This is a genomic window from Nostoc sp. (assembly GCF_036917635.1).
GTDB lineage: Bacteria > Cyanobacteriota > Cyanobacteriia > Cyanobacteriales > Nostocaceae > Nostoc.
Genome location: NZ_JBALCW010000115.1, coordinates 20,296 through 43,391 on the forward strand (window position 1 = coordinate 20,296; position 23,096 = coordinate 43,391).

Annotated in this window: 18 protein-coding genes and 3 pseudogenes; 13 read left to right on the forward strand and 8 right to left on the reverse strand. The window is 42.8% G+C overall.

Annotated elements, in window-relative coordinates; all coding sequences use genetic code 11:
* Window positions 1–214 precede the first annotated feature (214 nt).
* Entirely contained in the window at window positions 215–1,042 is an 828-nt protein-coding gene (gene map / locus V7K32_RS28005) for a type I methionyl aminopeptidase (RefSeq protein WP_334998115.1), read from the reverse strand.
* A gap of 276 nt (window positions 1,043–1,318) precedes the next feature.
* Window positions 1,319–1,556: pseudogene (locus tag V7K32_RS28010) on the reverse strand (sulfocyanin-like copper-binding protein); the annotation flags it as partial.
* A 344-nt stretch (window positions 1,557–1,900) separates the two neighbouring features.
* Between V7K32_RS28010 and V7K32_RS28015 the strand changes: the two are divergent.
* Window positions 1,901–2,722 (forward strand): Uma2 family endonuclease, encoded by an 822-nt coding sequence (locus V7K32_RS28015; protein WP_334998117.1) that lies wholly within the window; start codon window positions 1,901–1,903, stop codon window positions 2,720–2,722.
* A gap of 27 nt (window positions 2,723–2,749) precedes the next feature.
* Here the strand turns inward: V7K32_RS28015 and V7K32_RS28020 are convergent, their stop codons facing one another.
* The 3 genes from V7K32_RS28020 to V7K32_RS28030 form a co-directional block, all read right to left on the reverse strand.
* Entirely contained in the window at window positions 2,750–5,569 is a 2,820-nt protein-coding gene (locus V7K32_RS28020) for a M16 family metallopeptidase (RefSeq protein WP_334998119.1), read from the reverse strand.
* A 266-nt stretch (window positions 5,570–5,835) separates the two neighbouring features.
* Window positions 5,836–6,279 carry a VOC family protein gene (locus tag V7K32_RS28025; protein WP_334998121.1) on the reverse strand — a complete coding sequence of 148 codons (444 nt, stop codon included), beginning with the start codon at window positions 6,277–6,279 and terminating at the stop codon, window positions 5,836–5,838.
* A gap of 183 nt (window positions 6,280–6,462) precedes the next feature.
* Window positions 6,463–6,975 (reverse strand): TIGR02652 family protein, encoded by a 513-nt coding sequence (locus tag V7K32_RS28030; protein WP_334998124.1) that lies wholly within the window; start codon window positions 6,973–6,975, stop codon window positions 6,463–6,465.
* 239 nt (window positions 6,976–7,214) lie between these two features.
* On the opposite strand from V7K32_RS28030, the gene V7K32_RS28035 reads away from it, so the two are divergent.
* The 3 genes from V7K32_RS28035 to V7K32_RS28045 all read left to right on the forward strand — a co-directional run bounded on the left by V7K32_RS28035 (window position 7,215) and on the right by V7K32_RS28045 (window position 9,494).
* Window positions 7,215–7,742 (forward strand): gamma carbonic anhydrase family protein, encoded by a 528-nt coding sequence (locus tag V7K32_RS28035; protein ID WP_334998126.1) that lies wholly within the window; start codon window positions 7,215–7,217, stop codon window positions 7,740–7,742.
* 228 nt (window positions 7,743–7,970) lie between these two features.
* Window positions 7,971–8,096, forward strand: a complete 126-nt coding sequence (locus V7K32_RS28040) for a photosystem II protein Y (protein WP_012411301.1) — start codon at window positions 7,971–7,973, stop codon at window positions 8,094–8,096.
* A gap of 108 nt (window positions 8,097–8,204) precedes the next feature.
* On the forward strand, window positions 8,205–9,494 hold the full coding sequence (locus V7K32_RS28045) for a bifunctional folylpolyglutamate synthase/dihydrofolate synthase (protein ID WP_334998128.1): 1,290 nt from the start codon (window positions 8,205–8,207) through the stop codon (window positions 9,492–9,494).
* Window positions 9,495–9,684: 190 nt separating this feature from the next.
* Here V7K32_RS28045 and V7K32_RS28050 read toward each other — a convergent pair whose 3' ends face one another.
* Window positions 9,685–10,983, reverse strand: a complete 1,299-nt coding sequence (locus V7K32_RS28050) for an ABC transporter substrate-binding protein (RefSeq protein ID WP_334998130.1) — start codon at window positions 10,981–10,983, stop codon at window positions 9,685–9,687.
* A 154-nt stretch (window positions 10,984–11,137) separates the two neighbouring features.
* Between V7K32_RS28050 and pilM the strand changes: the two genes are divergently transcribed.
* The 5 genes and pseudogenes from pilM to V7K32_RS28075 form a co-directional block, all read left to right on the forward strand.
* Window positions 11,138–12,244 carry a type IV pilus biogenesis protein PilM gene (pilM, locus tag V7K32_RS28055; protein ID WP_334998132.1) on the forward strand — a complete coding sequence of 369 codons (1,107 nt, stop codon included), beginning with the start codon at window positions 11,138–11,140 and terminating at the stop codon, window positions 12,242–12,244.
* A gap of 4 nt (window positions 12,245–12,248) precedes the next feature.
* Window positions 12,249–13,025 carry a PilN domain-containing protein gene (locus V7K32_RS28060; RefSeq protein WP_334998134.1) on the forward strand — a complete coding sequence of 259 codons (777 nt, stop codon included), beginning with the start codon at window positions 12,249–12,251 and terminating at the stop codon, window positions 13,023–13,025.
* Window positions 13,022–13,798, forward strand: a complete 777-nt coding sequence (locus V7K32_RS28065) for a pilus assembly protein PilO (protein WP_334998136.1) — start codon at window positions 13,022–13,024, stop codon at window positions 13,796–13,798. The genes V7K32_RS28060 and V7K32_RS28065 overlap by 4 nt, the downstream gene beginning before the upstream one ends.
* Before the next feature lie 396 nt (window positions 13,799–14,194).
* Window positions 14,195–16,750 (forward strand): AMIN domain-containing protein, encoded by a 2,556-nt coding sequence (locus V7K32_RS28070; protein ID WP_334998137.1) that lies wholly within the window; start codon window positions 14,195–14,197, stop codon window positions 16,748–16,750.
* Between the two features lie 134 nt (window positions 16,751–16,884).
* A pseudogene (locus V7K32_RS28075) lies at window positions 16,885–17,226 on the forward strand (Uma2 family endonuclease); the annotation flags it as partial.
* Window positions 17,227–17,527: 301 nt separating this feature from the next.
* Here V7K32_RS28075 and V7K32_RS28080 read toward each other — a convergent pair.
* On the reverse strand, window positions 17,528–18,142 hold the full coding sequence (locus V7K32_RS28080) for a Uma2 family endonuclease (protein ID WP_334998139.1): 615 nt from the start codon (window positions 18,140–18,142) through the stop codon (window positions 17,528–17,530).
* A gap of 108 nt (window positions 18,143–18,250) precedes the next feature.
* On the opposite strand from V7K32_RS28080, the gene V7K32_RS28085 reads away from it, so the two are divergent.
* The 4 genes from V7K32_RS28085 to V7K32_RS28100 all read left to right on the forward strand — a co-directional run bounded on the left by V7K32_RS28085 (window position 18,251) and on the right by V7K32_RS28100 (window position 22,295).
* Complete coding sequence (locus V7K32_RS28085) at window positions 18,251–18,895, forward strand: Uma2 family endonuclease (RefSeq protein ID WP_334998141.1); 645 nt, start codon at window positions 18,251–18,253, stop codon at window positions 18,893–18,895.
* A gap of 391 nt (window positions 18,896–19,286) precedes the next feature.
* Window positions 19,287–19,571 (forward strand): HU family DNA-binding protein, encoded by a 285-nt coding sequence (locus tag V7K32_RS28090; RefSeq protein ID WP_010998076.1) that lies wholly within the window; start codon window positions 19,287–19,289, stop codon window positions 19,569–19,571.
* A 26-nt stretch (window positions 19,572–19,597) separates the two neighbouring features.
* Window positions 19,598–20,710, forward strand: a complete 1,113-nt coding sequence (gene cobD, locus V7K32_RS28095; protein ID WP_334998143.1) for a threonine-phosphate decarboxylase CobD — start codon at window positions 19,598–19,600, stop codon at window positions 20,708–20,710.
* 130 nt (window positions 20,711–20,840) lie between these two features.
* Window positions 20,841–22,295 (forward strand): dihydrolipoyl dehydrogenase family protein, encoded by a 1,455-nt coding sequence (locus V7K32_RS28100; protein WP_334998145.1) that lies wholly within the window; start codon window positions 20,841–20,843, stop codon window positions 22,293–22,295.
* A 22-nt stretch (window positions 22,296–22,317) separates the two neighbouring features.
* Here the strand turns inward: V7K32_RS28100 and V7K32_RS28105 are convergent.
* A pseudogene (locus V7K32_RS28105) lies at window positions 22,318–22,857 on the reverse strand (IS200/IS605 family accessory protein TnpB-related protein); the annotation flags it as partial.
* Between the last annotated feature and the right edge of the window lie 239 nt (window positions 22,858–23,096).

Sequence of the window (23,096 nt, forward strand, 5' to 3'; positions counted from 1 at the left end):
CAAAAACTACGGTTCTCAACTTAGATGAGGTTTAAGTGGGTCAAATTAAATATAAAACCTCATCCTCAATCCGGCTTCCACCATGAGCGACTAACGAACCTGTTGGGTAAAGACTTACGCAAAAAGGCACTGAAAGCCTTGATTTCTAGTAGGGGCAATTCATGAATTGCCCCTACATTTCCTACTTTAGCGTAAGTCCTACAAACAATAAAAATTACAGCTTAGAACGGTCAGTCAAAATCTCATAACCAGTCTCTGTTACCAACACTGTATGCTCAAACTGAGCCGACAAAGAATTATCCATTGTGACTGCTGTCCAACGGTCAGATAATGTCCGGGTGTGTCTAGAACCTGCATTTAAAATTGGCTCAATTGCCAGCGTCATCCCCGCACGGAGTTTAACATTTGGCATCTCGCGGGTACGGTAGTTGAATACTGAAGGTTCTTCGTGCAGATTACGACCGACACCGTGTCCAGTGAATTCTTCGACTATACTAAAACCGTTAACTTTTACATGGTCTTCAATTGCTCCAGCTAAGTCAAGTAGATATGCACCCGCCTTAACTTGTTCAATGCCCTTATATAAAGCTTCTTCTGCTACGCAAATTAATTTAGCAGCTTCTTGGGTCACTTCACCGACAGCAATTGAAATGCAAGAATCACCATGAAAGCCTTGATAATAAGCGCCTGTATCTACTTTTAATACATCCCCCACGCGAATCACTTTCTTGGGACTAGGAATGCCATGCACTGCTTCATTGTTAATACTGGAGCAAATAGAACCTGGAAAACCGTGATATCCTTTAAAACTCGGTGTTGCACCCATTTCGCGGATACGTTTTTCTGCATAAACATCTAAATCACCCGTGGTCATTCCTGGCTTTACTAGCTCGGAAATTTCTTTTAGGACAGTTGCCACAATTGTCGCTGATTGCCGCATGATTTCAATTTCACGCGGCGATTTAATTTCAATTCCTCGGCGCTGTTTTTTTGATGTTCCAGACTGAGTTGTTTGAGGAAGTAAGTTACTGAAAATGTTCATAGGTTAATAATTACTGGTGGCTCTGACGCTGAAGTATCAATGCTTTCTCTACATTAATTGAGAAATAATATCTATAATTTAAATTATTTTAATCCCTGATAGGGATTCTTCCATTTTAGCCGCTAACGTATATATAATAACACATTCGCCTACTCCTGATATGTTGGGCTTGAATCAAAATCGCCATAACTTATTATTTTCTGCACCTATGGGACTGAGATAAATTATCTTTAATTGAAACATTAGATCGCTGTCAAATACTTAGTGGAATAATTTTTAATTCTTGATGACAATTTCTCCAGTCATACCTGCTTCCGTATGTCCGGGTATTGGACAATACAAGCTATAAGTAGCAAATTTCAGAGGCGAATAGGTATTTTGCCTCAGCACCTGGCTTGAGTTCTAGTTCGTGAATGGCTCCTTTAATTTCTACTTTGCCTGCTTGGACTTTTTCTGTCCAGATGCCATCGACAAAATCTTTAGCAGTAAAATAGTGCTTCAGTTGGCTAGGATTCAGTTAACCACAAATGATATAAGTAGGTAGGCAAGATAAAACCAAACTATGTAACGAAAAGTAAAATCTCTATACTTGGCTCGTAGTTGCGCCCTCTTGCGCTTTAGCGCAACTACGAGCCAGTGATGATTATTTGCGCCCACTTACTTAGCAGTCCTAAATCATTTGTGAAAATTATATATCTCTTTTTTCTTTCTTCCCTTTGCGCCCAACTCTTACGAGACACTCTCGCGTTTGCGTACTTTGCGGTTCGTTTTCAAATTTTATATTTTTCACGAATCAAATAGGACTGCTATAGCATTTACCAATATAATTAATCAATTTCCTTCCAATCCAAACTGCTTATGACTTCGTATCCTCCCTTTATTCCTCAATCTGACCCTCCCCTTCCTCCTTGGGAAACCCTACCAACGATGTATGATTTACCAAGTGACAACCCAGAGGAACCAGGTTTGCCAGACGATTTTCACTTTTTACAGCCTTTACTTTTATACTTAACTTTTCAACCCACTATCTGGAATCCAGAATTAGTTTACAGCGCTGCTGATCTTAATATTTACTATGATCTCCAGTATCCTTTATGGTACAAGCGCCCTGATTGGTTTGGTGTGGTAGGAGTATCAAAACTCTACAAAGGGGAGGACTTGCGTTTAAGTTATGTAACTTGGCAAGAACCAGCAAATCCTTTTGTGGTAGTAGAATTATTATCTCCAGGTACAGAAGCGGAAGATTTAGGCATGAAAAAAAGCGCAGCCGATAAACCTCCTAGCAAATGGGAAGTTTATGAAAGAATTCTGCGGATTCCTTACTATATTGTTTTTAGTCGCTACACTGATGAACTCCAAGCTTTTCAGCTAATAGGCGGTCACTATGAACCGATGAATTTGACTAAGGGACGTTTACCAATGCCAGAGTTGGGTTTAAGTTTGGGATTATGGCAGGGGTCATTTCGAGACATTCCCAAGCTGTGGTTAAGGTGGTTTACCTTAGCAGGAGAATTAATTCCACTACCCACAGAAGAAGCGGCTACGGCTAAAGAAGAAGCGGCTACGGCTAAAGAAGAAGCGGCTACGGCTAAAGAAGAAGCGGCTCAAGCAAGACAAAAGGCAGAACAATTAGCAGAACGTTTGCGTCAGCTAGGCGTGAATCCTGATGAGCTAGATTAATTGTTGTCATTTGTCATTTATCCCCAATTAGCGAATACTCTTATCTGCTAAAACAGATGGGCCAGCAGTGACGACCACGATTTTATCTGGGTGGAGTAACTCACGAGCCGCTTGATTAACTTGGGTAAAAGTGACTTTCTGGATTTTGTCAGTGAAGGAGTGCAATTCTTCTTTATCTAGTCCATACACCTCATTCATCAGAATTGTATCTGTTAATTGCTCTGGGTTTGCCAAAGAAACATTGTAGTTGCTGATAAGCGTGCGTTTAGCTGTTTCTACTTCCAGCCCGGTAACGCCTTGTTGATGAATTTGCTGTAGTATTTCGCAGGTACTAGCGATCGCTTTACTGCTATCTTCAGGACTAGTTTGCATTTCTATCAAAAATGTGCCTGCATTCTTTCCGGCTTGGAAGGAGCTATAAATTCCATAGCTCAAACCTTGGCGATCGCGCACTTGAGCACCTAGTCTACTAGATAATGTATCGCCTCCCAAAATCTGGTTCAATACTAAGGCTGCATGAAATCGAGGATCATAACGGTTAATGCCTGTGTAACCCATATATGTCACAGCTTGGGCTTTACCTGGTAAAGCTGGGTTGACACTGACTATTTTTTGTGGTAACGACACTGGAGGATATTTTAATGTCGGTGCTTGGCCGCTAACTTCCCAGTTACCAAACTCATTTTTAATCAGCGATCGCACAATGTCTAGATCAAAATCTCCCACCAGCGCCAACACTGTCGTATCTGGACGATAATGTTTAGCTTTGAAATCAATCACATCCCGGCGCTGAATCTGCTGTAAACTCTCCTCTGTGGGAAAAGTATGTAAGGGGTGTTCTTTTGGGTAAATGGACTGAACAAATATTCTTCTGGCTACTTCTGATGGTTCATCTAATTCTAGTTGCAAGTCAGTTAAAGTTTGTTGGCGATGCAATTCCAACTCTTTGATTGGAAAGGTACTATTTTTAACAACATCTGCCAATATCTCAAGCAGTATCGGCAAATCAAGAGCTAAACTATCACCTTCGATATGCACCCCTTCGCGGTAGGTTTGAAAGTGGAGACTCGCCCCTCGTTCTGCCAAGAGTTTGGCAATAGTTAAATCATCCTTGCTATTAGTACCATTTAGCAAATTGTCTGCTACAAAAGCAGCCAGTCCAGCTTTATTCTCTCGATCAAATTCCGTCCCGGCTTGAATGTGTCCGCTCAAGGTAACGGTGGGAGTACTACGATCGGGTAACAGTAATAACCGCAATCCGTTGGTAAATTTAAATTCCTGTGGTAACACTTGGGCGATTGCATCTGTAACTAAATCCACAGGCGGTAAGTATTTCATCACCTCAGAAGGAAGCACAGGTACGCCAGGAGAAAAATTCTCTTTAGTTTGGGCTGAGCCTGGTTTGTCACCAACTTCTGTTATCTGCTTCTGGGTTGGTTCAAAAAAGCCTACTGTTTTGGCTTCTTTTTTGAGATATTTGTTAATCACAGCGACAACATCCGTCGGCTTCACCAGACTGACAGCTGCCAAATAGCGGTCTGTGTAGCGATAATCACCAACAGTTGTCTCATCAGTGCCTAAGCGCATTGCTTGAGAGGTGATATCACGGTTACTTAAAATTACATCTGCTGCTAATTGGGTTTTGGCTCGTTCTACTTCTTCAGATGTCACGCCTTTTTCTGCTACATTAGCGATCGCGCTACTCAACATTGAGTCAATTTTCTTCAAATCTTGTTTAGAACCAGCCGTCACCAACACTTCATACCAGCCAGATTCTCGCAAACTAGTAACAGAGGCTGTAACTTCACTAGCTAAACCTGATTCCACCAATGCCTGATAAAGTCTAGAATTGCGTCCCTCTGTCAAGATGTAATCCATCACATCCAGTGCCGGTACATCTGGTTGATTTGCATCTGGTAGCGGATACACAACTTGTAACAGCCGTCCTGCTCCCGCTTCTCGCAATATTATGGGGGATGAGGGAGATGAGGAAGAAATAACTCCTGCCCCCTGCTCCCTGCCCCCTGCCCCCTGCCCCCTGGTTACTTTGCCAAACACCTCTTTAATTGTTTCCAGGGTATTGGCAGATTGAAAATCTCCAACAACTACTAAGACGGCATTATCGGGACTGTAAAAATTGCGGTAATATTTTTCTACTTGCTCAACTTCAAATTTCTCGACATCAGCTTTCGTGCCACCTACAGGCAACCCATAAGCATGATTGGGAAACACTGCCTTCATAACGGCGCGGTTGAGGCGATATTCGGGGCTATTTTCGTAACCCTGCAACTCAGAAATTACTACCCGCTTCTCACTCGCCAGTTGTTCTGGCTCAATCTGGGAATTTTGCATCCTGTCTGCTTCCAGCACTAAGAGCGCTTTCAGCTTGTTTCGTTCCACAGTACCGTAATATGCAGTTTGATCGTAGCTGGTGAAAGCATTGGAATCACTACCTAAAGCACTAAACAAACGGCCAAATTGAATTGGACGGTTTAGAGTGCCTTTAAACATCATGTGTTCTAACTGGTGGGCAATGCCATTCACGCCCGGTTCTTCGTTGCGTGAACCAACCTTGTACCATACCTGCACCGTTACTACTGGCGCAGTATGCACTTCCTTTGTCAGGACAGTTAGACCATTCTCTAGCACTGTCTTACGGACATTTTGTGTCAGTGTTGAGGGCATTATTCTTTTTGCTAGCAAGGTTGATTGATATTTTTCTTTATTAAATATGGCTGCATGTTCGCTAGTAGCAGGTTTATTGCTTAACAAAAAAACTGCTACTAGCCATAAGCTTAAAAATAATAACGGCAAGCGATATTTATAAAATCGGAAAAATCCATACATGTATTTAGCAGATATATCTGTAAATTCAGTTACATGATGTTCGCCAAATCACCCATAATAAACAGTTTGTAGTGGGGACTTCAGTCCCCAAAGCCAGGACTAAAGTCCTTACTAGGAACATTTTTTATTCAGCTTGATTCACCGGACATGATATTATAAAGTTATTTTGGAAAGTGGCGATAGTTTAATCTGTCCAAAAAATCTGTTACCTCAGTAACAATACAGAAAAACAATATATTAGCAAGAAAGGTAATAAAAAAGCTAAATTATGGGAGTTTTGCTAAAACCCGAATGAATTCCAGAGGTAAGCCATCGGTATCGGCAATGAAAGCCACTTCGTAAATGCGATCGCCTATTTGCTGTTGTGTCGGTTCTAAAAGTACCTTCAACGGTTGTAATTCTTCAGGTTGGCTCTCAGATGCCACTAATACACTTTCTTGTAAATTTGTCAACCAGCTAGGTAAATCTGGTGTAATTTCAGTTAAATCGAACGAGAGATGATAATATCCCACATAATGCTCATCTGCAAAAGCATCTGGGGCTGGTTTTGGTTCGGGAATTTGGATCAGTTCAATTCTGCCGCCCAATCCTTCCATCCAGCAAGCTAGGGTGTAGCCTGTAGTAAAGCGTTCTGAGATTGTAAACCCTAAATGTTCGTAGAAAGCGATCGCTCGATGAATATTGGCAGTCCGAATAGAAGCGTGATGCATAACAAAAGTTAGGAGTTAAGAGTTATGAGTTTATGAATTGAATTTAACTCTTAATACCAATTCTTTGTGAAATTGGACAAAATCAAGCTTAGTGAGACAAGGTGCTTGAGGGGTATAACTCCTAACTCCTAACTCCTAACTCCTAACTCCTAACTCCTAACTCCTAACTCCTAACTCCTAACTCTATTCAAACAACCTGAAATAAGGGTAGCGTACAGGGACACCAGGCTCTTTTTCCAAGTCAAAATTGATCACTTCCCAACAGGGATCATCTGAGGTATCGGGGCTAAACTCCACGGGTAAGCCGTATAAACGCGCAGCAGTAACTTCTGGTTGTCCAGAACGCCAAGGTGTGCTGCGTTCCAAGTAGCCACTCATCAATTCCTGATAGCGTCGAGCAATAATTACTCTTGTTGCTCGAAAGCCTTGGGTATAGAGCTTATCTAATGCTTCGTGAATTTCAAACCGAATACCATCGGGATGAGTATGCTGTCTATACCATTCATTATTCCACCTCCGCCAATGACGCCCCGATTGCAAATGGACTAACTCTCCATTTTTAGGATTAGCTTCAAACGCGCCATGACGCGTACACAAATAGGTATCTGTTAATGTCAGCGCCGGAATAGTCTGGCGACAATGGGGACACTGTATTTCAGGCCCAAACATCGGGTACTGCAAGCCTGGATTCATCATGAAGTGCATACAAACATAATTTTGTCTTCACCAGCATTAGTGTATTGTATTATACACTAATACTCCATCACTTTGGGTTACTTGGTCACTGCTGCACAGACACGGAGTTGCGGCAGCCACAATGCTCACTAGTGTTTGCCTCAGTGTAGAGGCTTGACGCTGTGATATCCTAGTTGTGCAACCAGCCTCAAAGGTTGGAGTTTCTCCAGTGTTCCTGGGTACCATATTCATATTCTATCGTGTCTACCGTTTCTTACTGGACATCTCCTGATTTTTCTCAAGCTGCCTTCATCGCAGCCAATGCTGTTGTTATGGGTTCGGTAAATATAGCAGCAGGGGTGAGCATTTGGTATGGAGCAGTGGTTAGGGGAGATGTAGAACGAATTGAAATTGGCGAATGCACAAATATTCAAGATGGTGCAATTTTACATGGCGATCCTGGTTTTCCCACAATTTTAGAAGATCATGTCACTGTAGGACATCGCGCTGTGATACATTCCGCTTACATTGAGCGTGGAAGTTTGATTGGCATAGGCGCAGTGATTTTAGACGGGGTAAGAGTGGGCGCTGGTAGCATTATCGGTGCTGGTGCAGTGGTAACTAAAAATGTACCGCCTTTGTCCCTAGTTGTCGGCATTCCTGGCAAAGTACAGCGCCAAGTAACAGAAATTGAAGCCGCAGAACTCATTGAACACGCTAAACGTTACCAAAAATTAGCTTTAGTTCATGCTGGGAAGGGTACTGATATTGGGTTTAGCAAGGCTTAAATAATTCGTAATTCGTAATTCGTAATTCGTAATTCCTAACTAATGCCCCTCTTCCCAATGTCCAATGTCCACTGCCCAATGCCCAAGGTCTCTCTTCCCAATGCCCAATACCCTATAATTTAAACATTCTTTACATATCTACTTGGAAAAGTTGCCCACTTCAGCTAAAAATAAAAATGAGAGCAGTTGACAAAACTTTAATTTCTACTTAAGAGAGGGGTTCTAGATATGGATATCGATTACCGTATAGCGATCGTTTTAGCACCAGTTGTCATTGCTGCTAGCTGGGCAGTATTTAATATTGGCGCTGCGGCTTTAAGACAAATTCAAGGCTTTTTGGATAGAGAAGCTTAAATTCATTAATTAATCGGGGATGGGGCATGGGGCATTGGGCATTGGTTATTTCTCCCTCATCTCCCTTATCTGTCTCATCCCCCCACTCCCCACTCCCCACTCCCTTCTTTGAACATCGATTCTGTAATACAACCCCTGCAACGCTTTGGTGTCCATCTGGGACTCGATCGCATCCTCAGCCTTTTAGCAAATCTTGGTAATCCTCATCACCAAGTCTCGGTAATTCATGTTGCTGGCACTAATGGTAAAGGTTCAGTTTGTGCCTATCTTTCCTCAGTACTTACTGAGGCTGGTTATCATACAGGACGATATACTTCCCCCCATTTAGTTGATTGGACGGAACGTATTTGTCTGAATGAACAGCCAATTTCTTCTGAGGAATTGAGTCAATTATTCCAACAAATCCAAGCGGTTATTCGCCCTGAAGATGAATCGGCAACTCAATTTGAAGTAATTACGGCAGCGGCTTGGTTATATTTTGCCCAGCAACAAGTTGATGTAGCTGTGGTAGAAGTTGGACTAGGAGGGCGACTAGATGCTACAAATGTGTGTTTGGAACCCCTCGTTACGATCATCACTTCGATCAGCCGGGAACACTGGCAGCAACTTGGCCCTACGGTTGCTGACATTGCTAGAGAAAAAGCTGGTATTCTTAAACGTGGATGTGCCGTTGTGGTTGGAGCATTGCCACCTGAGGCAGAAAAAGTTGTGCGATCGCGTGCTTTAAAATTACAATGCCCGATTTTTACTCCTCAACCCGCCCGTCAAATCGCTACAGGATGGGCAGAATATCAAAATATCCAAAATTCAAACTTAATTAAATACCCTTTGCCATTAGCCGGACAAATTCAATTAGCAAATTCAGCTTTGGCAATAGCAGCTTTAGAAATTCTCCAACAAACAGGTTGGCAGATTTCTGAAGCAGCCATAACTAACGGTATGGCAAAAACTAAATGGCCTGGGCGGATGCAATGGACTACCTGGAACAACCATAAATTATTACTTGATGGCGCTCATAATACCGCCGCCGCCCAAGTTCTTCGCCACTATGTCGATAGCTTAGACGCAGTTAACCCCAAACCCGTCAATTGGGTTATGGGAATGTTTTCCGATAAGGATCATGCTGATATTTTTACCGCCTTATTGCGGCCAGGCGATCGCCTTTTTTTAGTACCAATCCGAATAGAATCTTGGCCAGGTAGAACTTCTGGCGATTTAGACTACTTAGCCAACCTAGCTTATAATATTTGTCCCCAATTAAGCGATCGCCAAATCCATCCAGATTTGTTCACAGCACTAGAAACCGCAACCTCAACCACAGAAAACTTAATCGTTTTATGTGGTTCCCTTTATCTAGTAGGCGATTTCTTAGCAACCGCTCAGACTCAGAGAAGTTAAGTAAGTGGGCGCAAATAATCATCGCTGGCTCGTAGTTGCGCCCTCTTGCGCTTTAGCGCAACTACGAGCCAAATACAGAGATTTTACTTTTCGTTACATAGTTTGGTTTTATCTTGCCTACCTACTTAGAAGTTTTGATTAAAAAACTCCTAACTCCTAACTCCAAAATCCTAACTCCTAACTCCTAACTCTACCTTTGATCCCACTCTTGCGCCGCATCCTCTACAGCTTTATCTACAGTCTTCTGCTCTAACATTGCTGCTTGCAAGTTTTCATAAACTGCCTTTTGCAATTTGTTGAAATCTTTCAAAGTAGGGGTTAATATTTCTGCCTTTGGCAATTCTTGAGCGCTCATGACTCGCGCTTTTTCTATTGTTGAAGCATTAGCTGGAACATCTTTAAAGTAACTATCAGATAATGCTTTGATTGTGGAAGGTAGGACATTTGCAGCTTTCGCAAAGGCTAACTGATTTTCGTCATTGGTAACAAATAAAGCAAACTTAACAGAAGCATCTGGTTGTTTGCTATCACGGGGAATAACCATATTCATCACCGCGACATTTTTCTTACCTGTGTCACCAGTGAGTTGAGGTGCAATTCCCGTAGCTTGAGCAATTTTCGGGGCATTGTTTGCGATCGTTTTCAAGAACTCTGGCCCAGAAGCTAGAAACGCAGTCTCTCCAGATTGATATAAATCGATTGCGTGGCGATGTCCTTGCGTCAAAACTTCTTTAGGAAGTAACCCTTTTTTATACAAGTCTACCCAATACTGAAACGCTGCCTTACCTTGTGCTGAATTAAACGCCGCTTTCCCATCAGCATCTATTAGAGTAACTCCCATTTGCACGAAAGATTCTAGCACTTCACCAGAATCTTGGGGTACGAAAGTCGCAAAAAAGGCATATTTGCCAGTTTTAGCTTTAATTTGTGGCGCTACTTCTGCCAATTCTGCGTAGGTTGCAGGTGGTTTATTGATACCTGCCTGTTTTAATAAATCGGTGTTATAAATGGTTAGCCGTGTGGTGAGATACCAAGGAATCCCAAAACTCTTGCCATTAAGCGTACCAGATTGCCAGATATTGGGTAGATAGGAGGAACGTACATCGTTTGGGACTTTCGCATCTAAATCTAACCACGCATTTCGTCCTGCAAGTTGGGAAGCAAAACCCGGATTCAGGTTAACTACATCAGGTGGCGTTTTTGCTGAGACAGCTGTTAATATTTTGTTCTCCATCGCCGCCCAAGGTACATCTACCCAGTTAATCTTTATACCTGCATTTTGCGATTCAAAATTCGCAATTAGGTTTTTGAAGTAGTCGGTGAATTGAGGTTGGAGTTGCATCGTCCAAAACTCAATAGTTGCCCCGCCGGAAGTAGCCTGTTTTGTAGCTGTACCAACATTACTTGTGCTGCAACTTACAATCCAAGTGGTTAATAAGCCAAGTAGTGTAAAAGCAACAAGTTGTTTAAATTTTCGTAATTGAATCATTTTCCCAGTATTTTTACGCTTGCTCAGTGTGAAAAGCTTAGATCAAAATTGTCGAGACTATAGGCTACATAAATTATCCGTAGAGACGTAATATATTACCTCTCTACGTACAACAAATTTAAATTTTCAATTTAGCAGTCCATCGGGCATAACTGTGGTAAAAAGCTTCAAAAGTCTGTTTGGCAAATCAAAAAAAGGAGTCGGCATTGAACTTGCTCCCGAACGGGTGAATGTAGTTCAGCTACGCAAGCAGGGTCAAGGCTTGAAACTTGAAACCTTTACATCGGTAGCAGTTCCAGATGGTGTAGTTACCGATGGTCAAATCACCGACCCCGCAGCAATGGCGCAATTAATCCAGCAGGCGCTAAGTGAGAGCAAAATCAAAACTTCTCGCGTTGCCACTGGTGTACCAGGGCGAGATTCTATCGTTCGGATCATACCAGTGCCAGCAGAGTTAGATGATAAAGAACTGCGAGAAATGGTTCTCAACCATGAAGCAGGTTTATATTTACCCTATCCTCGTGAAGAGGCTGATGTAGATTATCAGAAACTTGGGTATTTTGTAGATGAAGATGGCATTGAAAAAGTACACGTCCTCCTAGTTGCCACCCGTAAGGAGATAACGAATACCTATATAAGTACATTCGAGCAGGCAGGATTACAAATCGATGTTTTAGAAATTAACAGTTTTGCTCTGATTCGGACTATTCGTGAGCAATTGCGACAATTTGGGCCGCAAGAAGCAGCAGTACTAGTTGATATAGAGTTCGACAGTACAGAAATTGCCATCATCGTTAACGGAGTGCCGCAATTTTCGCGCACAGTCCCAATCGGCACTTTGCAAATGCAAACTGCCTTAGCAAGGGCAATGAGCTTACCCACATCACGAGATATGGAACTGTTACACGGAATGGTGATTCCCCCAAGTTCTCTAGACGGCGGGAAAACTGGGGTTACTGAAATCAATCCTGGTATGGCAGCCATATTGAGAGTATTGGGAGAACTAACGGATGAACTGCGCCGTTCCATCGATTTTTACCTCAATCAAAGTGAAAATTTGGAGGTAGCGCAGATTATATTAGCTGGCCCAGGAGGTGGACTTCAACAGCTAGATGAATTCTTTACCCAACGATTGAGTTTGCCAACTACCCAAATAGATCCAATCGGGGCTTTGTCTTTGGAAGTTGACACTGATAAATATCCACAGGTGCAACGCTCTGGTTTGGCGATCGTACTTGGTTTAGGAATGCGGGAGGTGTAACAAAATGTACAGCTTAGATGTTAACTTTCTTAAAGATCGCCCAGAATACCAGAAAAAGCCTGAGAGAAAGGGAGGAATATCCCTAAAGTTTCCTACGGGGGATTTGACACTACTGTATGTGGGAATTGCAGTAGGTGTAGGTATTCCAGCTTTTTTGGGAATTGGTTGGTGGTTGTTGCAAGGGAAAATTGTTGAATTAGATGGTCATTTAGCACAACTAGACCAAGAAAGCAAAAAGTTAGATACAGAAATAGGAAATATTAATAAAATCAAAGATGAGACGAAGGCAATTAAAGGGGAAACCCAAGCTTTAGTTACTGTATTTGATCAAATTCGACCTTGGTCAGCAATGCTGCAAGATTTGCGCGATCGCATTCCAGCAGCAGTGCAAATTAAGAGCATCAGGCAAACCCCACCGATTGTGCCAGAGGCAGGGCAGCCACGAACCAATCCCGCCGGGGGATTACAAATTATCGGATTGGCTCGTTCTTTTAACGATGTCAATGATTTTTTATTGAGTTTACAACAGTCTCAATTCTTGAAGCCCACAGAAAACAGAATTGTGACAGCAACGTTAGTAGATGCTCCCTTACCACCAGGCATGGGTAAACCTTTTAATGCTGTAACAATTAAGCTGCCCCAAGTAGTTGAATACACTATCCAATCAAGTATGAACGATGTTCCAGCTTCGGAATTAATCCAGGAATTGGAAAAAAAAGGCACAGTGGGGTTAGTGACTCGAATTCGTAGTATGCAACAAACAGGAGTCATTTCAAAATGACGCTGAGTGATGATTTAAATTTTGCCGAACAAAGTGGGGAATTCGAGCAGGCAACGCCAGCATCCCCTATGCTATTTGGTATTGCTTTCACGCCAAAAATTATTGGCATCATAGTGGCGGTAATTGGTTTAGCATCAGCAGGTTATATATTGTTAAACCTTCTGATGCCAGCTTTGGAAAGCTATCAGCAACAGCAAGTCAAAACCTCTGAACTGCAAGCGCAAATTGACCAAAAAAAAGCCAGTATCAAAGAGATTGCCAAAGTTAAAGATGAGCTAGCACAGGCAAAACAGCAAAAAGTTCAGGTTTTAGGTTTATTCGCTAACGAAAAAAGCTTAGATACATTGCTGTTGGATATGAACCGCTTAATTGAGTCTGGTAATACTCCAACTTCTATGAATGTAGTCAGAGCCAAACTGAAGAAATTTGTGCCAGTTTCCCAAAAACCAGAACCAGTTACCGATGGAACTCTAGGACTACAGGTTGACGGTAAGCTGCAACGCAGCAATATCAATGCTGAAATTACAGGAACTTATGAGCAAACACAATCGATAATTCGTAACATTGAGCGTTTACAGCCTTTGTTAATAATTAAAGATTATCAATCAACTTTGGCTCCAGTAGAGTCAAAATCCGAATTGGATAAAACGCCGGCGCAGGTAGGTCCAGCAGCGATTAATACATCATTCCAGTTACAGGTATTAATGCCACTTACTCCAGAAGAAATAGCCGCAGCAGCAGCCGCAGCAGCTAAAACTGCTCCGAAAAAGTAGTTAGGAGTTAGGAGTTAGGAGTTGGGAGTTGGGAGTTGGGAGTTGGGAGTTAGGAGTTAGGAGTTGGGAGTTGGGAGTTAGGAGTTGGGAGTTAGGAGTTGGGAGTTAAGTAGAGCAGCGTGAATAATTCAAGGTTTGTAGTGAGTTAGCGCGGTGTTGGGGGTTTCCTCCATGAGCGACTAACGAACCCGTTGGGTGAGGACTTTAGTCTTCATAAGATGGCTGAAAAGGTCACTACGAAATCATCTTAAGATTTTTGAAATTACTTAATTTAGTTTGATTTATTCTCGCCAACTTACTTATCATTCGTAACTCTTCACTCCTCACTTTTAACTACTTTTTCTCAACTTTTCAGAATTGTTTGTAAACAAGGTTTTATAAGGTGAGGAATGAACTGTGAAACAGCTTCACGGTAATAGTTTTATATTAGGTACTGCCGCTTTTGTATTTTTGGCAGCTCAACCAGTTTCGGCACAAATGACTCAAGTTACTAATGTACAGTTAAATCCAGTTAACGGTGGAATTAGCGTTGCTTTAAAAACTTCTTCGGGGTCGCGCCCCCAAGTTTTCACTACAAAAAGAGGTAAGACTTTAGTCGCAGATATCATCAATACTCAATTACGCTTACCACAAGGTAAGAGTTTTCGTCAAGATAGCCCAGCAGCAGGAATTGCATCTGTTGAGGTTAATCAGCTTGATGCCAATAGCATCCGGGTGACGGTAACGGGCAGCAACAACACACCTAGCAGTCAACCTGTGGTGCGATCGCAAAATGGAATTACACTCAGCTTTAGCCCATCTGCTGGCACTATAGCATCAGCACCAATGCCAACAGCGCCAACATCCACAGCACCGCCTGTTAGTACTCCAGCCCAACCTGGTCAAAAGCCGAATGTTCTGGTTCCTAACCCACAAATCACCATTGACGGACAACCGGCACAATCGTCTGGCTCAGGTCAAACTGTGAGTCAGGCTCCACCTTTCTTACCTAGAGCCGTCGCTCCACCAGTGGGAGATATTGCCATCTCTAATACTGATGCTTCTCCTAGCAGCATTGACTTAGGAACTCAAGAACGTGTACCCCGTTTAGTGCTGCGAGATGCGCCGGTGCGTGAGGTTTTGTCACTGCTTGCTCGTGCTGCTAATTTGAACCTGGCTTATATCGGAGGCGAGCAAGGTGCTGGTGCTGCTGCTAATGCCCAAGGAACCTCTCAAACAATCTCGTTAGATATAGAAAACGAGCCAGTGCAAGATGTGTTTAACTATGTCTTGCGTCTGAGTGGTTTGGAAGCTAACCGCAGTAATCGCACAATTTTTGTTGGGCCTAAACTACCTAATTCTACCCGTGACATGATTATGCGTAGCCTGCGACTTAATCAGGTGTCAGTGGGAGTCGCCCTGAACTTTTTGGTCGGCTTGGGAGCAGAAAGTGCCGTCAGCCGCGAACGACAAGTTACCAGCGTTAATGCTGTGCCTGTTGGGGCTGGAGCTGCGCCTATCACCCAAACTCAGACGACCACAGAAACCAGAGTTGAAACTCAACGTGTTACTTTTACAGACTCTAACCCATTACTGAGAGGTTTACAGGCATTAGGAGATGAGCGTACTAATTCTCTAACCTTGATTGGTTCTCCCCGGCTAGTTGAGATGGCGATGGCTCAACTAACTCAGCTTGATATCCGCCGTCGTCAAGTCGTAGTCAACGTCAAGATTATCGATGTTAACCTCTTGAATACCCAAGATTACAACACCAGCTTTTCCTTTGGGGTTGGTAACAACTACTTTACTAATGATGGCGGTGCAGCATCTCTAAATTTTGGCGGTTCCAGACCAGCTACTAGTGTTGAAGCGAGAACCAATATAAGCGGTGGTACACCTGTTACTGGTAATCCTTATAGTGGTAATAATACTTTCCTGGATTTAAATAACTCTACCGCTCCTATTCCAGGAACTGGAGTAGGCGACAGAACAATTGTGAATGGGCAGTTAACAAGCAATGTACCAGGACAAGCTCAATCATTCTTTAACTCTCGAGCAGGGGTTTCAGGGAATCCATTTCAAGCGGGTTTGACAAACGTTACCCAGGGAACACCAAATGTAACCACTATTACAGATATTCCTGCCGTTGCTGGTACTGCTGGTACTCCTGCCGTTCCTGCTGTTGTTAATGCACAAGGTATTGTGGTTGTTCCTGCCGTTCCTGCCGTTGCTGCTACTGCTGGTACTCCTGCCAGTAGAGTTACTACGTTCGCACCAGGAGTTTTGGGAACAGCAACATCTGCTCTACCATCTCTGTACCAGTTCCCCAAACGTCTTCTCACTAGTTTGCAAGCTCAGATTACAAATGGCAACGCCAAGATTTTGACAGACCCGACGTTAATTGTGCAAGAAGGTCAAACGGCTAATGTCAACCTGACTCAGGAAGTGGTAGGCAATATTAAAAGGGAAATCGTTCGTGATGCGAATCTTGCTACAGAAACGATTTCAGCAGAAAAAGACCGAGTGGGTTTAACCCTAGCTGTCAAAATTGAGCGGATTGACGATAACGGTTTCGTCTCTCTATCGGTAGCTCCTGTTGTCAAAGCACCCCAAGCTCCAGCTACTATCAACGTTGGAGGAGGTGGTAGCCAACAAATATTCTTGGTATCTGAGCGATCGCTTAATTCCGGCTTGATTCGCTTGAGAGATGGTCAGACGCTCATTCTCTCAGGTATTATTCAAGACACAGACCGGACTTCTATCTCCAAGATTCCCATCTTGGGCGATCTTCCCCTAATTGGTGCGTTGTTTAGAAGTACAAACAGACAGAACCAACGCAATGAGGTAATTGTATTGCTCACACCTCAAATTATGGATGACACTGATAACTCCTCCTACGGCTATAACTATACCCCCAGCCCAGAGGTGCGGCAAATCCTTGAACGTCGGGGGTTGAAGGTTCCTGGCAGGTAATAAAGATAATGAGCAGGTAAGTTACATTTGTCAAAGGCTCAGATCCCCGACTTCTTTAAGAAGTCGGGGATCTTCTTATTCACGAATTCTCCGCGCAGAGCAGATAAGCGGCTTAGGCGTTGGCGAAATGCTGTTCTCCAGATGTTTCTTGGGTAGAAAAATATCGTTGGGATGCTTTGACTAAAGAACAAAAATAAAAATTTATTCCCTTATGTTTTGATTTTGTAATTGAGATACTTTCGCCTAATGACAGCTTGAAAAAAACTCAGAACAAGATGCAAGAGTATATCGACAATGGTTGTCGTCTAGGTTGGTTGATCAACCGAAAAAAACAGGAAGTAGAAATTTATCGTCCAGGACAAGATGTGGAAGTTTTAAAATTTCCTCAAACTATTTCCGGGGAAAATGTTTTACCTGGATTTGTACTCAATATACATCTCCAAAAATTAAATATGCGTAATCTGAAACCCTTGTAGAGACGCGAAATTGCACTTCTCTACGAGACGCTCCGCGAACGTGCCGCTACGAAGAAAGCGTCTCTACATTCATTTCGGGAGATGTCTAATATACAAAGAATTTGCTAAAAGGTTCGATGTGTGAATTTCAGTTCTCATATACTATAGCGGTGTGCAGTTCAGTGAGATACAAAAACTTTGCTGAAATGATTTGACAGCAAGGACTTTGGTGTTCTCATCCAATCGATAACCGCTATATAAAAAGATTTGAAAAAATAGGGAGCATCCACATTGTAAATATAAATATCTCTAAGAGGATGTTTTAAAACTGTTCAGCTTGAAAAATCTGTTCGGCTGTTAAATTCAATTCAGGGAAAGTAGGCGAGACGATGCGATTATTACCTCTAAATTGAGTAACTTGGTATTCTCCATCGATTAATTCATAAATTGATATAGTAGGCTGTTTGGGGTTGCCAGTGAACTTTTTAGCGCCTAGACCGAGATAATCTACAACCCAGTATTCAGGAATTTCAATACCCTCATACTTACCCTGTTTTGTGTAATAGTCATCATCCCAGTTGGTACTAACTACCTCAACTACTAAGGGAATTGATGCTGCAAGACTTACAGTTGATTGTTTTTTCCATAGCGGCTCATTCACTAAATTAGGGCGATTGAGTAATAGCACATCTGGGGAATAGGCAGATTCCGAATTAGTTGGTTTAATGAGCGCAGTTTTGGGGATTGTATAAGGGAAATTTAATCGGTCAAATTCTACTGTTAGTTTTCTTGCTACAAAACCAACAATATCCTCATGGTCTCCTACTGGTTGTGCCATTTCAACAATCACTCCATCATGTAATTCATATCTTCCACCTTCGGGTCGCCACGCTGCAAAATCTTCAAAGGTTACTAGTTTTGGTATGGCTTGAGTCATAATTTATCACCCCTATTAGTCGTTTCGCTCATATCGCTTTTTTCCGTTCAGCCTTAACAGTAATATTAAAGGGTAGAGTACTCGAAATTTGTTGCAAAGAACTAAACTATGGCGGCAATAACAACATCCGCAGAAAATCGGGTTTTACTCCAAAACATCAGCTGGCAGACATTTAAAACCATGCTGGCTGAAATGGGTTCAGAACGTAATTCCCGATTTGCTTATGACAATGGAACTATAGAAATTATGACCCCACAAATGCCGCACGAGAACTCAAACCGTGTAATTGAAGGTTTTGTTGTTGTCCTGTGCGAAGAATTGGGTTGGGAAATTAAACGCGCTGGTTCATTAACTTTAACGCGAGATGATTTAGAGAAGGGAGCCGAGCCAGATAGTAGCTACTATATTCAAAATGAAGCGTTAGTTCGAGATAAAGAAAATATTGACATCGCCACCAACCCACCCCCTGACCTGGTGCTAGAGGTAAAATATTCCAGGTCTGCAATAGACAAGCTGAGGCTTTATGCTGCGATGGGAGTCCCGGAATTTTGGCGCTATAACGGCAGTGTATTGCGAGTCTACACCCTTGCAGGTGGACAATATTCAGAAGTCCAAACCAGCCCTAGTTTCGCGCCTGTGTCGGTGAAGGAGATTCCTCGGTTTATTCAAGAAGCGAAGAAGAATGGGGAAATTGCTACTACCCGCGCTTTTCGGGCTTGGGTGCAACAGAAAATTTCTAGTGGGAAACAGTAAATATTAATTAATCTCAGCAATAACTCTTCACCATCGGTAAGAAATCCCAACAAATACTAAGCATCCTCTACCTCATCACCATCCTGTTTTCTTGGCAATGGGGGTTTGTACTAGGTATTTTTTCCTACTTTTGGGGTGTTTTTGAGTGAAACAACACCCTAAAATTACAAAAAAACCTGAAATCTATATAAATTAATGGTTTCATCTATCCACATCAGGCTACAACACCTTAGAATGATTCATTGAAAAGTCGAGCCGATGGGATGTACAGGCGTTTTGAGTAAAGCTACTCCCAAAGGATGATTTTTGTATTTTCGCAAACAAAGATTTCAGTACAGATGCATCAGGGTGCATCCGTAAAGAATCTCAAGTAAACCTTCAGGAGTTTGACATGAACAAAGGTGAATTAGTTGATGCCGTAGCTGAAAAAGCTAGTGTTACCAAGAAACAAGCGGATGCAGTCTTAACTGCCGCTTTGGAAACGATTATTGAAGCGGTTTCCTCTGGTGATAAGGTAACATTAGTGGGATTTGGCTCATTTGAATCACGGGAACGTAAAGCCCGCGAAGGTCGCAACCCGAAAACAAATGAAAAAATGGAAATTCCAGCGACGAGGGTTCCTGCCTTCTCGGCAGGAAAACTGTTTAGAGAAAAGGTAGCACCCCCAAAAGCATAGGTTCTGTCTTCGGGAACCCTTTTTTAATGCGGCAACCTGCACACGGGGGAAATTTAGCCTGGGCAGCAGCACTGGCTGGCTGTCCCCCTGATGCTATTCTGGATTTTTCTGCTAGCATCAGCCCGTTGGGGCCTCCAAATAGCGCGATCGCTGCTATACTGTCCCAAATTGGTAATCTTCAGCACTATCCAGACCCAAACTATAGTGAACTGAGACTAGCTCTCAGTCACTTCCATCAATTGCCGCCTGAGTGGATTCTGCCGGGTAACGGCTCCGCAGAATTACTTACTCTCATAGGTAGGCAATTAGCCCAATTAGCCGCGACAATTCTAATCACTCCAGCCTTTGGCGACTACTACCGAACCCTGATGGCGTATAACGCTAATGTGCTGGAGTGTCCTTTGTCATTGGTGAGCCAGTGCGGTCTTGAGGGTTTCCCCCATGAGCAACTGCAAAGCCAAAGCGTCACTGGTCATTGGTCATTGGTCATTGGTCATTTGTCATTGACAAAGGACAAAGGGCTATTGCTGAATAATCCCCACAACCCAAGCGGAAAGCTGTTTTTGCGGGAGTCTATTTTGCCCTACTTGGAGCAATTTGCTTTGGTGGTGGTGGATGAAGCATTTATGGATTTTGTGCCGCCTAATGAGGAACAAAGCCTGATTCAGGTGGTGCAGGAATATAGAAATTTAGTAGTATTGCGATCGCTAACTAAATTTTACAGTCTTCCTGGACTGCGATTAGGATATGCGATCGCCCACCCTGACTGCCTAGCTAAATGGCAGCTATGGCGTGACCCTTGGCCTGTAAACACGCTAGCGGCGGCGGCGGCAATTGCAGCACTTCAGGATACGGAGTTTCAACAACAAACCTGGGCATGGCTACCACCTGCACGAAACCAACTCTTTCAGGGTTTGGCTGAAATCCCAGGTTTACAACCCCAAGTAAGCGCTGCTAACTTTTTACTGGTTGAGTCTCAACAGTCTACTTCGCAGTTACAGCAACAATTACTCCAGCATCACCAGATTTTAATCCGCGATTGCCTTAGTTTTAAAGAACTAGGCGATCGCTTTTTCCGGGTTGCTGTACGTTCCCACTCTGATAACCAACGCTTACTAACAGCGCTAAAAGAGAGTTAGGAGTTATAAGTTATAAGTTAGGAGTTATAAATTTAAGAAGGATTTTAACTCCTAACTCCAAACTCCAAACTCCAAACTCCTAACTCCTAACTCCTAACTCCTAACTCCTAACTCCTAACTTTAAATTCACGTGACCGTTGACTACGATGTTGTAATTATTGGCGGCAGTCTTGCTGGATACTACGCTGCTCTTGCTGCAACCCAACTACATGCTACAGTTGCCCTGGTGGAACCTAAAGTAGACTACGGGTTTACTAATCACCATGCTCTTACCGAAATTGGCAAACTGGCGCAGAAGTTGAATGATGCAGATAGTTTTGGCATTCGTGCTACACACACTGATACCTCACAAAAATGCCACATATCTATGGCATGGCAAGAAGCTATGCTGTATGCTCAATGCGTCGCCTCAAATCTCAAAGAACAGCATTCTCCAGCCATCCTAGCCGCGCAAGGAGTCGATGTTATTGTTGGCAGTGGTCAATTTCAATCTTCACCACAACTGACTTTTGCCGTTAACAATCGCCTATTACGCGCCCGTACCTATTTGCTTGCCAGTGGTTCGCGTCCAGAAATTCCAGATATTGAAGGATTGCAAACCACTGGCTACCTCACGCTATCTAATATTTGGCAATTTTTACAGGGAGGGACATTACCCAAAAATTGGGTAATTATCGGCGGAATTCCCCAAAGCATTGAAATTGCTCAAACTTTAGCGCGGTTTGGTTGCAGTGTGACGCTGGTAGTCAAGCATCCATATCTTTTACCCAATATTGACCCTGAGATAGCCATATTGCTTCAGGCACAGTTGGAAGTCGAAGGTGTGCGCGTCTTCACTGATAAACCAGTGACTCAGGTGAGGCTAATTGAGGATAAAAAATGGATTCAAGCAGGAGATAAAGCTATTGAAACTGATGAAGTTTTAGTAACGACTGGACAACAGCCGAATATTGAATCTCTAAATTTGGCAACAGTAGGTGTAAAATGGCATCGGCGTAGCTTGGTAGTTAATGATAAACTGCAAACCACTAACCACCGCATTTACGCCTGTGGTGATGTAATTGGTGGTTACGACTTTGCCAATATCGCTAATTATGAAGCAAAAATTGCCCTGAACAATGCACTGTTTTTCCCCAGGTTACGAGTAGATTATCACTTCATTCCTTGGGGAATGTTTTCTGTGCCGATGGTGGCGCAAGTGGGTTTAACAGAAGCCCAGGCAAAACGCCTTTTTAATCGAGATAAAGTTTTAGTTTTGCGACAATATTTTAAAACAGTGGCAGCAGCCCAACTTCGGAACGAAACCACTGGTATGTGTAAATTAATTGTCCTAGACAACGGTGAAATTTTGGGAGCTTCGATATTGGGGGCAGAAGCTGGAGAGTTGATTAATTTGATTGCCTTGGGAATGTCCCAAAAAATTAAAGTCAAAGATTTAGCAAATTTATCTCCTGTCTATCCGAGTTTTTCAGAAATTCTGGAACAAGCTGCAAGAGAGTGGAGTAAGCAAAGGTTAAATAGCAATATTGCTTTGCAAGAGTTTTTAGAAGGCTTCTTCCATTTCCGTCGCAATTGGAATTTGTGAGTGGGGATTGACACTCCCAGCCCTAAAGGGACAGGGATTCTTGAAGACTCCACAAACGAAGTTTCAATGGTGCTGACAAAGACACCCTACTGATTCCACTGAGATTAAATCCCAATTTCATCGCTACTTTGCGGATAATGTTGGCCGCTCCGTTACAATCAGCGTTTACTTTGCAACCATTTGCAGTCCGATATAATCCACGATTAACTCTCTTTCCAGATGGTTGCCACCCTTCAGGTTTCGCACCGAATGTAGGTATCAGATCACCATCTAACAATGAAGATTTAGAAGTGTAGCTTTCTTCTGTCTCTACAAAATTAATCCCATAGTATTCACAAAGTTGAGCAATCCTATCTTTAAGTCTAGCAGTGGGAATCTGCACAAATTTTTGATTATTTTTGGAGCCAAGGTTTATCTCTTGCCGTTGTCCTTTGTTCCACCCAAAAACTACTGTGCCGATTTCATTTTCTAGGCAATGCTTAATTACTTTACGGGCTGCCTTGTTTACACCGTCACGGACTTGGCGATTTCGTTTCTCAGTGATGTGTGCTAGAAGTTTCGACTAACCCAAGCGTATTGGCTTTTAGTCCACTTTAGTGGACTTGCGCTAAGCTGTTGCGCCTTTAATTTGCACTAATATTTTTTCAACATGGTTGTGGGGTGGGCATCTTGCCCGCTCTGATTGTGCAAGTTGTATACACAACAGCTTATAGAACCCATTTGACATCTTTTACTGTGTTGAAGTAAAGTGAGCGCAAAAGTTGTATAAAGTAGTAATGCCATACTCTAGCAGCCTCACAG

Bases quoted from the DNA above. Each gene is read 5' to 3' on its own strand.
- map (WP_334998115.1), bottom strand. From the start codon at position 1,042: ATGAACATTTTCAGTAACTTACTTCCTCAAACAACTCAGTCTGGAACA.
- V7K32_RS28015 (WP_334998117.1), top strand. From the start codon at position 1,901: ATGACTTCGTATCCTCCCTTTATTCCTCAATCTGACCCTCCCCTTCCT.
- V7K32_RS28020 (WP_334998119.1), bottom strand. From the start codon at position 5,569: ATGTATGGATTTTTCCGATTTTATAAATATCGCTTGCCGTTATTATTT.
- V7K32_RS28025 (WP_334998121.1), bottom strand. From the start codon at position 6,279: ATGCATCACGCTTCTATTCGGACTGCCAATATTCATCGAGCGATCGCT.
- V7K32_RS28030 (WP_334998124.1), bottom strand. From the start codon at position 6,975: ATGATGAATCCAGGCTTGCAGTACCCGATGTTTGGGCCTGAAATACAG.
- V7K32_RS28040 (WP_012411301.1), top strand. From the start codon at position 7,971: ATGGATATCGATTACCGTATAGCGATCGTTTTAGCACCAGTTGTCATT.
- V7K32_RS28050 (WP_334998130.1), bottom strand. From the start codon at position 10,983: ATGATTCAATTACGAAAATTTAAACAACTTGTTGCTTTTACACTACTT.
- V7K32_RS28060 (WP_334998134.1), top strand. From the start codon at position 12,249: ATGTACAGCTTAGATGTTAACTTTCTTAAAGATCGCCCAGAATACCAG.
- V7K32_RS28065 (WP_334998136.1), top strand. From the start codon at position 13,022: ATGACGCTGAGTGATGATTTAAATTTTGCCGAACAAAGTGGGGAATTC.
- V7K32_RS28080 (WP_334998139.1), bottom strand. From the start codon at position 18,142: ATGACTCAAGCCATACCAAAACTAGTAACCTTTGAAGATTTTGCAGCG.
- V7K32_RS28085 (WP_334998141.1), top strand. From the start codon at position 18,251: ATGGCGGCAATAACAACATCCGCAGAAAATCGGGTTTTACTCCAAAAC.
- V7K32_RS28090 (WP_010998076.1), top strand. From the start codon at position 19,287: ATGAACAAAGGTGAATTAGTTGATGCCGTAGCTGAAAAAGCTAGTGTT.
- cobD (WP_334998143.1), top strand. From the start codon at position 19,598: ATGCGGCAACCTGCACACGGGGGAAATTTAGCCTGGGCAGCAGCACTG.